Below are 13,529 nucleotides of genomic sequence, written 5' to 3' on the forward strand. Positions count from 1 at the left end.
AACAAACTAAGAATAACAGCTTTTTTCCTGGATGCAGCAAGGAAAAACATGTTGCAGCCGTCACAATCCGGGGCGGAACTCCGCCGTGATTAACCGGGTTGATTCCTGTATAATCGCGCTTTTCCTAAATCAGACTAATGCGAATATTTTGACCAGCACTCAAATTACGTGGCAAGCCCTGCAGCCGGATAGCGACCGCTACCAATCCATTTTCTCGAACGTCTCACTGGAAGATTGCGATAGTCTTGCCGCGGTTCAGCCGCGTCTGCTGAATGCGCTGGCGCATTTGCATCATCAAAGCCTGGGTTTTCCGCTGCTGCTGTTGCGCAGTCAGGAAAACAGCGATTACCTGGCCTGCATCGCCGATGCAGCGCAACGTTTCCAGCCGGATGAGATTGCTCTCTACGGTGGCGACTATCATGTGATGGGCGATAACGTCAGCCTGCTCGCGCCAACCGACATCAATCGCCCTTTCACCAGCCAGGGCGGCGTGCATTTCGCCGACTGGATTGAAACAGAACAGTTGTTCGGTTGCGTACGTCAATATAAAGACCGTGTGCAGCCTGAACCGGGCTTACTGCATCACGCCAATGGCGGCACTTTGATTCTTGCGGTTAATACCTTACTGGCACAGCCGCTGCTGTGGCTGCGTTTGCGTAAGTGCATTGAACAAGGTCGCTTTGATTGGTATTCGCAGGATGAGCGTCAACCGCTGCCCGTCGCCATTCCCCCGCTACCGCTGCAACTGCGTCTGGTACTGTGTGGCGACCGTGATGCACTGGCCGCCTTCCAGGAAATGGACGTCGAAGTTCATGAGATGGCGCTGTATAGCGAATTCGAAGAGAGCCTACAGATTCTCGACGAAGATGACATGACGTCATGGTGCCAATGGACGCTTACCCAAGCTGAACAAGCCGGATTAGCGCAGCCTGAAGCGGATTTCTGGCCATTGTTGATCACCGAAGCGGCACGCATGACCGGCGATCAAGACACCTTGCCGCTTTGCCCGCGCTGGCTTCGTCGCCAGCTGCAGGAAACGGCGCTGCATGGCGACAGCATCAATGGCGAAGCGTTGAAAGAGGCGCTGGAAGCACGCCAATGGCGTGAAGGCTTCCTCGCCGATCGCATGCGCGATGAAATTCTGCTTAATCAGATCATGATTGAAACCGAAGGCGAAGTGGTTGGGCAAATCAATGGCCTTTCGGTGGTTGAGTTCCCTGGCCATCCGCGTCCGTGGGGCGAACCTTCGCGCATTACCTGTGTGGTTCATCCCGGCGATGGTGAGTTCACCGATGTGGAGCGCAAAGCCGAATTGGGTGGCAACATTCATGCGAAAGGCATGATGATTATGCAAGCCTACCTGATTGCCGAGCTGGAACTGGAGCAACAGCTGCCCTTCTCCGCGTCACTGGTGTTTGAACAATCCTATTCCGAAGTGGATGGCGACAGCGCCTCGCTGGCCGAGCTGTGTGCGTTAATCAGCGCGCTGGCTAATCAGCCGGTTAACCAGCAGATTGCGGTAACCGGTTCAGTCGATCAGTTTGGTAACGTGCAGCCCGTCGGCGGCCTGAATGAAAAAATTGAAGGCTTCTTCCACATCTGTAATTCACGTGAACTGACCGGCAAGCAAGGTGTAATTTTCCCAGCCAGTAACGCGCGCCATCTCAGTCTGAATCAGGATGTAGTGGAAGCGGTTAAGGCCGGACAATTCCATCTTTGGGCCATTGAGAGCGTAGATGAAGCGCTGCCGCTGCTGACCGGCATAACCTGGCAGAGTGAAAGCGGCGAATCTCTGCTTAGCACCATTCAGGAACGTATTACCCAGCTGAACCAGCAGGAAGCTCGCCTGCGTCCGTGGCCATTACGTTGGCTCAACTGGTTCAACCACAGCTGATAACATTGCTCAGCGTACAACTGTTCGCTAATATTCGGGCTTCACTAAAAGAAGGCATATTGAGAACATGGTAGATAAACGCGAATCCTATAGTAAAGAAGACCTGATTGCCTCGGGTCGCGGCGAACTGTTTGGCGAAAATGGACCGCCGCTTCCATCCAACAACATGTTGATGATGGACCGCGTGGTCAAAATGACCGAAGACGGCGGTAAATTCGATAAAGGTTTCGTAGAAGCCGAACTGGATATCCGACCTGACCTGTGGTTCTTTGACTGCCACTTCATTGGCGATCCGGTGATGCCTGGTTGCCTCGGCCTTGATGCGATGTGGCAGCTGGTAGGTTTCTACCTCGGCTGGTTGGGCGCAGAAGGTAAAGGCCGCGCATTGGGCGTGGGTGAAGTGAAGTTCACCGGACAAGTCCTGCCAACCGCGAAAAAAGTGACCTACAAAATTCACTTCAAGCGTGTGATCAACCGTAAACTGGTGATGGGCGTGGCAGATGGCGAAGTCTTCGTTGACGGGAACCTGATTTACTCTGCGACCGATTTGAAAGTGGGTCTGTTCAAAGACACCTCAGCTTTCTAATCCTTCCAAACGAAAACCTCCGCACGCAGCGGAGGTTTCTTCCATAATGATAGACATCCAGCAGTGCTAGGCCACCGCTGACCTGTCCTCCATGGCTTGACGCCAACCTCCCAACCAGTGAGACCGTGCATCGATCAATTGATAAGGGCATATCTCTTTCGAGCGGCCCGTAATACCGGCTTGGTAGCCTCGTGAATGTGCTCGTTCCAGGCGGTCTCTTTTCTGTCTCTTCATGCCTCGTTTCCCTCATTTCAGGTCTGGTGGAATCTGGGTGGAAAGAAAGAGTGGCGATATAATGTTCAACCACAGTAATGTTCTAACCCGATGCAGAAGAAAGGTCAATGCGCAAAATTCACGCCAATGTCATGTTTTTGACGTTAAAGTGCCATGTAGAATTGTCAGTTGATTGTCTATCTGGCTGATTAGGCAATAAAAAAAGCCCCTGATTTGACTGCGATCACACTACAGTAAATCAAGGACTTAGCATAAGCATCGAACAAATCTTAATTTAGCGAAACGACACTATTTGCGATTTGTTGTGCAGTTTGCTGCCAGCCGAGAGCCAGAGTACGCACCAGCGCATCATAGCCATCTTCGGTTTGCGGCAGCGTCAGATTAAAGCCATGTTTGATTAGGCGCCCTTGATGCTGCAGTAACCATTCGCCACTCACCACCACTTTCCCATCGTAGCGTCCCTGGAAACCGGTAACATTTACCGAGAGCGTATCGTGCGTGTCGCCCAGCGGCGCACCGGCAACCAGGCGGCCAGGCAGCGCTTTACTGAGATTACTGATCAATGTTTGTTGCAGCTGTTGATCGAGCGGACTGGCCCACAGGTTATTGGCTGCAATCACGTACTTCACATCGCTGGTCTGATACACCAGGCCGTTGCCCGCCATATAATCCGGTACCGTCACCTGCTCAACCCAAATCATTGGTTGGCCAGTGCCAGTGGCACTTTCAACGCGCGCCACATTGCTGCCCGCTGGCAGCTGATAATAGGTATTTTCAATGGTGCTGCTGCAGCCAGCCAGCAGCAATAGCGCCCCGATAATTAGCCCTTTTTTCACTGTTTCGCCCTCTTTGGCTGTGGATCCTGGCCCGGCTTGGCTTCAAACACCAGCGCGTTACTTTTGCTATTCAGCGTTTTCAGCACCGGCTGCAGTTCACGCAATACCTGATCAAGCCGCTGCATATCGCCCACCAGCTTGCTGTAAGCCGGCGAACCTGGCTGCAGCCCTTTCATGCTGCGATTCAGTTCGCGCAGGGTTTGCTGCATGTCTGAAGGCAAGGTTTTCATCGCCGGATTCGACGTGACCTGATTGAGGTTATCCAGCGTTTTCTGCAGCTGCTGCAGCGTGCGCTGGCTCTCTTTCAAGGTGCCAGTGGCTTCGTTCAGCACAGGATTGAGCGGCAAGCCGTTGATCTTATCCAGCGCCGCCATCAATTTCTGCTGAATCTGCGCCAGACCGCCGCTGACGGTAGGAATTACTTCCAGGCCAGCCACTTCATTCGGGCCTTTATACACCGGTGCGTTATCGTAGAAATCGAGATCGATAAATAGCGCGCCAGACAGCAGGTTGCCGGTTTTCAGCGTCGCACGCAGACCGCGTTTTTTGCCTTCCTGCAGATGCTGCTCAAGATTGAAATCCCCGCCCAGACGGTTAACAAAACGATCCGGCTCAATGCGAATCAGCACCGGCACACGATAGTCAGTATTCAGCGCCTGGTTCACGCCCGGAATCATATAAGGCACTTGTGACACCGTACCCAGACGAATGCCGCGGAACTCAACCGGAGCGCCAACCTGCAAGCCACGAATCGAATCGGTGAAGAACAGCAGGAAATCAGTATGAGCGCTGTAGAGCGAATCCTGGATGCTGCGCTGATCGTCGTACAGATGGTATTCCGCCTTGTTCTCCGCCGCCCGGCCCAGCTCAGCGCCGTCCGGCACATCAAAGCTGACGCCGCCGCTGAACAGCGTAGTGAGCGATCCCATCTCTACGCGCATGCCTGATGCCGACATATCGACGGCAATGCCGCTGTCTTTCCAGAAACGCACGTTGGTGGTGATCAGGCGATCGTAAGGCGCCGAGATAAACAGCTGATAAGTCATCATGCGTTTATCGGTATCAAAGCTGCTGGTTTCCACTGAACCCACGCGATAACCGCGGAACAGCACCGGATCGCCCGCATTCAGCTGACCGGCTTTTTTACTGTCGAGCGTCACGCGAATACCTTTGGCATCCGGCGGTGCGAGCGGCGGCGCATCCAGTAGTTGATAGCGTTCTGGCTTATCGCCCTTCGCGCCCGGCTGCAGCTCGATATAGGCACCGGAAAGCAACGTGCCCAATCCGGTAATCCCTTCGCGGCCAATTTGCGGTTTCACCACCCAAAATGCGCTGTCGCCCTGCAGCAGCTTTTCCATGCCGGAATTAAGACGCGCTTTAATCTCGACGTGGTGCAAATCGTCGGTTAGAACCGCGCTTTCCACCACACCGACGTTGACGCTGCGGCTTTTAATGGTGGTTTTACCGGCTTCGATGCCTTCCGCATTCTCGGTAATCAGCGTGACTTCCGGGCCCTGATGGCTGAAGTGATAAAAAAGAATCCATCCGCCGATTAACAGCGTGACGATGGGTACAATCCAGACCGGCGACCAGCGTTTTATCTGGTCGACCTTAGCAGTCCCGTGATGGTTGTCCGTCAAGACGCGGCTCCTTACGTTCAGTTTCTCGTTGTCGATCCCACAGCAGGCGCGGATCAAAGGTCATTGCGGCAAACATAGTGAGAATGACCACCATGGCAAACAGCAGCGCGCCCGGCGCAGGATACACACTCATCAGCCGACCCATGCGTACCAACGCAGAGAGAACGGCGATTACAAACACATCAATCATTGACCAGCGGCCAACGAACTCAACCACCTCATAAATCACGTGCATCTTTTCATCATCGCGCCCGCCGCGCCCGCTGCCGTGCCAACACAGCCAGGCAATCGCCAGCATTTTCAGCGAAGGCACCATGATACTGGCGATGAAGATCACCAGCGCCACCGGCCACGAACCGTCGCTCCACAGCAAAATCACCCCGGCCATAATGTTCGAGGGATATTGCGAACCGAGCGTTTCGGTCACCATAATCGGCATGATATTCGAGGGAATGTAGAGCATCACCGAGGTGATCAGCAGCGCCAGCGTCCATTGCAGACTGTGCTTGCGGCGCGCATGCGCCTTCACACCACAACGCGGGCACGCCAGTTGGTCGGCGGGCAGAATCGCGGTACAACACGGACAGCTGCGTAAACCTTGCTTCAAGCCGCTAACACCGGCCAGCGGCACTTTCGGCAGCGGCGGTAACGGATCGATGCGTTGCCATACCCAGCGGCGATCAACACATTGAAACGCCCGCAGATGCAGCACGCAGAATAGACACCACGGCCAGAAACTGCTGCCGAGGCCAATCTCGCCATACGCCATCAGCTTAACGAAACTGACCAGCACGCCGGCCATAAAGATTTCCGCCATGCCCCAGCTGCGCAGCTGAAACAGCACGCGCGCCAACCCAAGTCGCAGGTTGTGCGGCATGCGAACGTTATTGACCAGCAGGATAATGGTGATCATGCAGAAGGCGGGAATGCCCTGCACAAACAGCAGAAACAGCGTTGCCAGGCTGCGGTAATCTTCGCGATCCATCACCTGCGGGATTTCGAGCAGCGATATCTGGCTGCTCAATCCCGCGACGTGCATATTGATGAAAGGAAACAGATTGGCCAGCACCAGCATAAACAGCGCCGAAAGGGCGTAGCCGGTCGGACGTCGACGCGGCTCCTGCCAGTTGGCTTGCAGCGTGGTGTGACAACGCGGGCAACGCGCACGGCTGCCAACCGGTACAGCGGGCAGCTTTACTGTTAAATCACACTGTGGACAAAGACTCCACTGATGCGCTTGATCCGCTGCACACATGCTGACTCCTTCCGATTACGCGCCGTTTTTCAGCGCTTCCAGCTCTTCCCAGCGTTCAAACGCCACTTCCAGTTCCTGTTCGGTTTGCGCTAACGCATCCAGAACCGGCTGGGTTTTATCGTGTGGCTGGCTGAAGAAGTCCGGATGACTCATTTTGGCCTGCAACTCACCGATGCGGGTTTCCAGCTGTTCCAGTTTTTGCGGCAGCTGTTCCAGCTCACGTGCCAGGTTATAGCTTAGCTTGTTGGCCGGACGTTTGGCGGCGTCACTTTTCTCTGCGGTTTTCGCCGGTGCAGCCGATTTGGCCTGAGAGGCTTTGCCCTGCTTATACGCTGCACGCTGCTGCTGAGCATCGTGATAGCCACCCACAAAGGTGCCGATTTCGCCGTTGCCTTCAAAGATCCAGCACTCGGTCACGGTGTTGTCGACGAATTGACGATCGTGGCTCACCAACATCACGGTGCCCTGATAACCATCCACCAGCTCTTCCAGCAGTTCCAGCGTTTCGACGTCGAGGTCGTTGGTTGGTTCATCGAGAATCAGCAGGTTGCTTGGCTTGAGGAACAGACGCGCCAGCAGCAGGCGGTTACGCTCACCGCCCGACAAGGCGCGCACCGGCGTCATGGCGCGTTTTGGATGGAACAGGAAGTCCTGCAGGTAACCGAGCACGTGGCGCGGTTTGCCGTTAACCATCACTTCCTGCTTACCTTCAGCGAGGTTATCCATCACGGTACGATCCGGATCCAGCTCGGCGCGGTGCTGATCAAAGTAAGCGATTTCCAGCTTGGTACCACAGTGTACGCGGCCGCTGTCGGCTTTCAGCTGATCCAGCATCAAACGCAGCAAGGTGGTTTTACCGCAACCGTTCGGGCCAATCAGGGCGATTTTGTCGCCGCGCTGTACCTGAGTAGAGAAGTCTTTCACCAGGGTTTTGCCACCCACGCTGTAATTGACATCTTCCATCTCAAACACGATTTTGCCTGAACGTGCCGCTTCGCCGACCTGCATATTGGCTTTGCCCATCACTTCACGACGTGCAGAGCGCTCGTTACGCAGCGCTTTCAAGGCACGAACGCGGCCTTCGTTACGCGTGCGGCGCGCTTTGATGCCCTGACGGATCCACACTTCTTCCTGCGCCAGCTTGCGGTCGAACTCGGCGTTCTGCATCTCTTCGACACGCAGCGCTTCTTCTTTACCGGTCAGGAACAGATCGTAATTGCCCGGCCATGAAACCAGCTTGCCGCGATCGAGATCGACAATACGCGTTGCCATGTTGCGGATAAACGAACGGTCATGCGAGATGAACACGATGCTGCCGCTAAAGGTCTTGAGGAACGTTTCCAGCCAGTCGATGGTTTCGATATCGAGGTGGTTCGTCGGTTCGTCAAGCATCAGCACGCGCGGGTTGCTCACCAGCGCGCGGCCCAACGCCGCTTTACGCAGCCAGCCACCGGAAAGCGAAGAGAGCTCGGTATCCGCATCGAGGCCAATTTGCAGCAGCACGTCGTTGATGCGGCTATCCAGCTGCCACAGATTCTGATGGTCGAGGATGGTTTGCAGACGGCCCATCTCGTTCAGGTTTTTCTCGCTCGGATCTTCCATCACCAGATGGGAGATCGCGTGATAAGCCTTGAGATGCTCAGCCTGCTCGGCCACGCCTTCGGCAACGAAGTCGTAAACGGAACCGGTAATGTTGCGTGGCGGATCCTGTTGCAGACGCGCCACCACCAAATCCTGCTCATAAATGATGCGGCCGTCATCCAGCGGCTGTTCGCCGTTGATGATTTTCATCAGCGTCGATTTACCGGCGCCGTTACGGCCAACCAGACAGACGCGTTCGCCCTCTTCGATATGCAGTTCGGTGTTATCCAACAGCGGCGCATCGCTGAACGAGAGGTAAGCGCCATGGATACTGATCAGTGACATAAATCTTATTCCTTACCGGCGTGGCTAACCAGCCAGCAGTTGTGAATTTGACGGTTGCGCGCGAAATCCTGCGACAGCGTTTTTTGGGTAATTTCCTGCGCCTGCAGACCCAGACGTTCTAAGCCGTCGAGATCCATTTTGAAGCCGCGCTTATTGTTGGAGAACATAATAGTGCCACCGCGACGCAGCAGACGTTTTAGGTTCTGCATCAGCATCATGTGATCGCGCTGCACGTCGAAATCGTCTTCCATGCGTTTCGAGTTAGAGAACGTCGGCGGATCGATAAAGATCAAATCGAACTGTTCGTCACTCTCGCGCAGCCAGCTCAGGCAATCGGCGTGCATCAGGCGATGATTACGACCGGTTAAACCGTTAAGGCGCAGGTTGCGCTCGGCCCACTCCAGATAAGTACGCGACATATCCACCGTGGTGGTGGTTTTCGCGCCACCTAAACCGGCGTGTACGCTGGCGGTGCCGGTATACGCAAACAGGTTGAGGAAATCTTTGCCTGCGCTCATTTTGCCCAGCATCTGGCGCGCGATACGGTGATCGAGGAACAAACCAGTATCCAGATAATCGGTGAGATTCACCAGCAGGCGCGCATCAAATTCCTGCACTTCGAAGAAATCGCCCTTCTCACCCAGCTTTTGATACTGGCTTTTGCCTTTCTGGCGTTCGCGGGTCTTCATTACCAGACGATTCGCCGGGATCTCCAGCACGCTCAGCGTAGCGCTGATGACATCGAACAGACGCTGACGCGCTTTGTTGGCGTCCACGGTTTTCGGCGGCGCATACTCCTGAATCACCACCCAATCAGCGTAACGATCGACCGCTACGTTGTACTCCGGCAGGTCGGCGTCATACAGACGATAGCAGTCGATATTCGACTGACGCGCCCATTTATCCAGCTTCTTCAAATTCTTGCGCAGGCGGTTAGCAAAATCTTCGGCGATCTGCGCGCCGCCTTCTGCGCTGGTCGCAGCCAGCTGATAGTTTTTCTGCACGCACTCCAGCGGGCCGTTTTTGGCTTTGAACTGGCGCTCGGCACGCAGTTGCAGGCAGCTCAGCAGTTCTGGCGAGGCGCTAAACAGCGACAGATTCCAGCCGCCGAAGTTCTGCTTCATGATGCGGCCCAGTTGGCTGTGCAGCGCAATCAGCGCCGGTTCGCTTTCCAGACGCTCACCGTACGGTGGGTTGCTCAATACCGTGCCGGTAATCTCTTTGCCTGCCAGCGGATTCTTCAGCTTGATCACATCCTGCTGCGCAAAGGTGAACAGCTCGAACACGCCTGCACGACGGGCGTTGGCGCGCGCCGATTCCAGCACGCGGCTGTCATTATCGTAGCCAAAGAAACGGGCGGTCGCAGCGGCGGTACCGACGCGCGCGCGCTCTTTCGCGGCAGCATGAACTTCCTGCCACGCAGCCTGATTGTGTTTCTTCCAGCGATTGAAGCCCCAATGGGTACGCAGCAGGCCAGGCGCGCGATCGCAGGCGATCAGCGCCGCTTCCAGCAGCAACGTACCGGAACCACACATCGGATCGACCAGCGGCGTACTGCTCTGCCAACCGGAACGCATCACGATGGCTGCCGCTAAGGTTTCTTTTAACGGTGCGGCGCCGGTTTGCTGGCGATAGCCGCGCTGATGCAGTGAATCACCGCTCAGATCCAGCGCGATGCTGACGCGATCTTTGTTCAGCCACGCATTGATGCGGATGCCCGGTTGTTCACGATCAACGTTTGGGCGCTCCAGATTCTGGCGGGTAAAGCTATCGACGATGGCATCTTTAATACGCAGCGCACCGAACTGGCTGTTGCGGATCACCTCGTTGGTGCCGCTAAAATGGATGGCAAAACTGGTGTTGCTGTCGAACATCTCGGTCCACGGAATACTTTGCGCACCCACGTAAAGATCGAGATCGCTCCAGACGCCAAATTCTCCCAGCGGCAGCAAAATGCGCGAAGCCAGACGGCTCCACAGCAGGCTTTGGTACATTACATGGTCGTCGGCCTGAAAGTGGACGCCGCCCTGCACCACCTGCAAATCCTGCGCACCCAGCGCGTCTAGCTCACTTTTCAACAGCTCTTCGAGCCCACGCGCCGTACTGGCAAACAGAGAATTCATATCGTCACTTTTTACTCTTGCTTAAATTGCTGCGCATTATAGCGAATCAGCGTGCTATGTCATAAAGTTAGCTTCTTTTAAACTTATGACCCCTTTTTTGGAGTGGTGATGATTACGCTTTCACGCCTTTACATCCATCCCGTTAAATCCATGCGCGGTCTGCAGCTATCACATGCGCAGGTGCTGGAGAGCGGTCTGGGCTTTGATCGTATCTTTATGGTGACCGAACTGGACGGCACGTTCGTGACCGCGCGCCAGTTTCCGGAAATGGTGCGCTTTACCCCGGCGCTGCTGCCGGACGGACTGTTTCTGCAGGCGCCGGATGGTTCGCAGGCGCTGATCCGCTTCGCTGATTTCACCGCTGAGCAGTCACCCACCGAAGTATGGGGCAACCATTTCACCGCGCGTATTGCACCTGAAACGATCAACAGCTGGTTAAGCACCTTCTTCCCGCGTCCGGTGCAGCTGCGCTGGACCGGCGTGGAACCGACGCGCCGCGTGAAGCGTTTTGATCATGTGCCGCTGAGTTTCGCCGACGGTTTTCCCTACCTGCTGGTGAATATGGCCTCGTTGCAGGATCTGCAGCAGCGCTGTCCGGCCAGCGTGCGCGTTGAGCAGTTCCGCCCCAATCTGGTGGTAAGCGGCGCGGCCGCATGGGAAGAAGATAGCTGGAAACGCCTGCAAATTGGCGAAATCACCTTTGAGATGCCGAAGCCGTGCAGCCGCTGCGTGTTTACTACCGTCGGCACCGAAAGCGGCCGTAAACATCCTGATGGCGAACCGCTCTCCACCTTGCAGGGTTTCCGCAGCGCGCAGGATGGCAGCGGCGATATCGATTTCGGCCTGAATTTGATCGCCCTTAATAGCGGCATTATTCGCGTCGGCGATGCGGTGACCATTATAGAGAAGCAGACGCCGCGCGCTTACGGTGCGGGCGCCGTGGTCGAAACGCTGGCACCGGCCGCCAGCAGCCACAGCGCGGTGACCATTGATTATCAGGGTGCGAGCTTTAGCGGCGACAATCAGCAAGTGTTGCTGGAACAGCTGGAAATGCAGGGTTTCCGCATTCCCTACTCGTGCCGCGCCGGGATTTGTGGCAGCTGCAAAGTGACGTTGGTCGCGGGTGAAGTGAAAGCACTGAAGAAAAGCGCGGTGCGCGCGGATGGTACCATCTTAAGCTGCAGCTGTATTCCGGCAGGCGATATCGAACTGGCGTAAGCCGATTATACCGCCCGCGCAAAGTGGGCGGTTTGTTCCTGCTGCTGTGGACGCAGACGATCGTTCATGATCTTAATCGCATCACCCAACTGCATACCTTTACCCGCCACGGTTAAGGCGTTTTGCGCTAATAAGCACAGCGCGGCATTTTCACCGCTTTCAACCACAAACAGTTGTGCCTGTTCGCCGCTATCGGCCAGCGTCACCGCCACCATATCGCCCGCTGCTGGCTGCCAGCTGTGCGCGTGATTGGTGAAGTGCCAGCTTTTAGGCATCAAAGGTTTAAGAAAACGGCTGGCTACCAGCGCGTTTAAAACTAATTCGGCACGCTGATCGCCTTTTAATCCACTCTGACGGCAACGTTCTTCAAAACTAAAATAGAGCGCGGCGTCATCAACGCAAAAACCGCTGACATTAAAGGCATCAGGCGTCAGCATTTTACGCGAGAAGCGCGAGCGAAATAACATGCCGTCGGCTAAATCCAGCATCATGCGGTCATGCTCTGCGTCGAAATACCAACGCCAGTTGTCATCAGGTTTGATTTTCATGATCTGCCCTGTGGTTTATCGCTGCGCTAAATGGCGCTTAATTAAAAAAATAAATCTGAGAAAAAGCTGAAAAATGCACCAGCAGGACAAAATATAAACGAGCCGAAGGGATAAATAAACCCCTCGGCGCAGTAAAGTGGGAAATGTCTTAGAGGTGGGTCACGATATCTTTAATTAAGCCTGGGCCTTTATAAATAAATCCGGAGTATATCTGCACTAATGTTGCACCCGCGGCAATTTTCTCGCGCGCAGAAACCAGCGAATCAATACCACCAACGCCGATAATAGGTAAGCGGCCCTGCAGCTCTTGCGCCAGGTGGCGAATCACTTCGGTGCTGCGTGACTGAACCGGACGACCACTTAATCCGCCCATTTCTTCGGCATATTTAAGGCCGGTCACCAGCGAACGATCGAGCGTGGTATTGGTGGCAATCACACCATCAATATTGTGGCGTACCAAACTGTCGGCAACCTGGATCAATTCTTCTTCGGTAAGATCCGGCGCGATCTTTACCGCCACCGGCACATATTTAAGGTGCCGTTCTTGCAGCTCTTGCTGTTTTAATTTGATGGCAGAGAGAAGATCGTCCAGCGCTTCACCATATTGCAGCGTGCGTAATCCTGGCGTGTTCGGTGACGAAATATTGATGGCGATATAACCGGCGTGGGCATATATCTTTTCCATGCAGATCAGATAATCGTCTTTGCCTTTCTCGACCGGCGTATCTTTATTTTTGCCAATATTGATGCCGAGAATGCCTTTAAAGCGCGACTTTTTGACGTTGGCAATCAGATGATCAACGCCGTGATTATTAAACCCCATGCGGTTAATAATCCCTTCGGCAGGCACTAAGCGGAACATACGCGGTTTATCATTTCCCGGTTGCGCCAGCGGCGTTACCGTTCCCACTTCGACAAAACCAAAGCCCATCGCGCCGAAGGCATCAATGCACTCGGCATTCTTATCGAGGCCGGCCGCTAAGCCGAGCGCGTTCGGGAAGGTTAATCCCATGCAGGTGACCGGACGTGATGGCAGCGACTGGCGAATCAGCCCTTCCAGCGGGGTGCCGCTAATAAAACGCAGTTGTTGAAAGGTGAGTTCGTGCGCACGCTCAGGATCAAGCTTAAACAGCGCCGGCCGGACGATAGGATATAACATGCACTCTCCTCAATGACGGAAACCAGGGAAGTCGGGGTGCACGGGAAAATGTGCGCCAGAATGGTAAGGTGCTCTGGCGCAAAAGTAAATTGTTCTACTGCATCACAATT

General features: G+C 54.9%; 11 protein-coding genes. 3 read left to right on the top strand and 8 right to left on the bottom strand.

Annotation, left to right across the window (positions count from 1 at the left end):
- The first annotated feature begins 31 nt into the window (after positions 1-31).
- Complete coding sequence (locus HX773_RS06200) at positions 32-1,894, top strand: Lon protease family protein (protein ID WP_176970847.1); 1,863 nt, start codon at positions 32-34, stop codon at positions 1,892-1,894.
- 67 nt (positions 1,895-1,961) lie between these two features.
- The gene (gene fabA / locus HX773_RS06205) at positions 1,962-2,480 is read left to right on the top strand and encodes a bifunctional 3-hydroxydecanoyl-ACP dehydratase/trans-2-decenoyl-ACP isomerase (RefSeq protein ID WP_101760924.1); all 519 of its coding nucleotides are present in this window, start codon (positions 1,962-1,964) and stop codon (positions 2,478-2,480) included.
- 66 nt (positions 2,481-2,546) lie between these two features.
- Here the strand turns inward: fabA and rmf are convergent, their stop codons facing one another.
- The 6 genes from rmf to rlmKL form a co-directional block, all read right to left on the bottom strand.
- Positions 2,547-2,714: a ribosome modulation factor gene (gene rmf / locus HX773_RS06210; RefSeq protein WP_071531634.1), complete on the bottom strand. Its 168-nt coding sequence runs from the start codon at positions 2,712-2,714 to the stop codon at positions 2,547-2,549.
- 269 nt (positions 2,715-2,983) lie between these two features.
- Entirely contained in the window at positions 2,984-3,550 is a 567-nt protein-coding gene (gene pqiC, locus HX773_RS06215; RefSeq protein ID WP_176970848.1) for a membrane integrity-associated transporter subunit PqiC, read from the bottom strand.
- Positions 3,547-5,190, bottom strand: a complete 1,644-nt coding sequence (pqiB, locus tag HX773_RS06220) for an intermembrane transport protein PqiB (RefSeq protein ID WP_176970849.1) — start codon at positions 5,188-5,190, stop codon at positions 3,547-3,549. The genes pqiC and pqiB overlap by 4 nt, the downstream gene beginning before the upstream one ends.
- A complete protein-coding gene (gene pqiA / locus HX773_RS06225) occupies positions 5,162-6,445 on the bottom strand; it encodes a membrane integrity-associated transporter subunit PqiA (RefSeq protein ID WP_176970850.1) in 1,284 nt (427 codons plus the stop codon). The genes pqiB and pqiA overlap by 29 nt, the downstream gene beginning before the upstream one ends.
- A 15-nt stretch (positions 6,446-6,460) precedes the next feature.
- The gene (locus HX773_RS06230) at positions 6,461-8,371 is read right to left on the bottom strand and encodes an ABC transporter ATP-binding protein (protein WP_176970851.1); all 1,911 of its coding nucleotides are present in this window, start codon (positions 8,369-8,371) and stop codon (positions 6,461-6,463) included.
- 5 nt (positions 8,372-8,376) lie between these two features.
- On the bottom strand, positions 8,377-10,494 hold the full coding sequence (rlmKL, locus tag HX773_RS06235; protein ID WP_176970852.1) for a bifunctional 23S rRNA (guanine(2069)-N(7))-methyltransferase RlmK/23S rRNA (guanine(2445)-N(2))-methyltransferase RlmL: 2,118 nt from the start codon (positions 10,492-10,494) through the stop codon (positions 8,377-8,379).
- 108 nt (positions 10,495-10,602) lie between these two features.
- Between rlmKL and HX773_RS06240 the strand changes: the two genes are divergently transcribed.
- The gene (locus HX773_RS06240; protein ID WP_176970853.1) at positions 10,603-11,712 is read left to right on the top strand and encodes a YcbX family protein; all 1,110 of its coding nucleotides are present in this window, start codon (positions 10,603-10,605) and stop codon (positions 11,710-11,712) included.
- A gap of 5 nt (positions 11,713-11,717) precedes the next feature.
- Here HX773_RS06240 and HX773_RS06245 read toward each other — a convergent pair whose 3' ends face one another.
- Both HX773_RS06245 and pyrD read right to left on the bottom strand, forming a co-directional pair.
- Entirely contained in the window at positions 11,718-12,260 is a 543-nt protein-coding gene (locus HX773_RS06245; protein WP_176970854.1) for a cell division protein ZapC, read from the bottom strand.
- Between the two features lie 148 nt (positions 12,261-12,408).
- Positions 12,409-13,419, bottom strand: coding sequence for a quinone-dependent dihydroorotate dehydrogenase (pyrD, locus tag HX773_RS06250; protein ID WP_176970855.1), 1,011 nt, complete (start codon positions 13,417-13,419; stop codon positions 12,409-12,411).
- Positions 13,420-13,529: the final 110 nt, after the last annotated feature.

The organism is Pantoea sp. B9002 (assembly GCF_013385945.1).
Classification (GTDB): domain Bacteria; phylum Pseudomonadota; class Gammaproteobacteria; order Enterobacterales; family Enterobacteriaceae; genus Pantoea.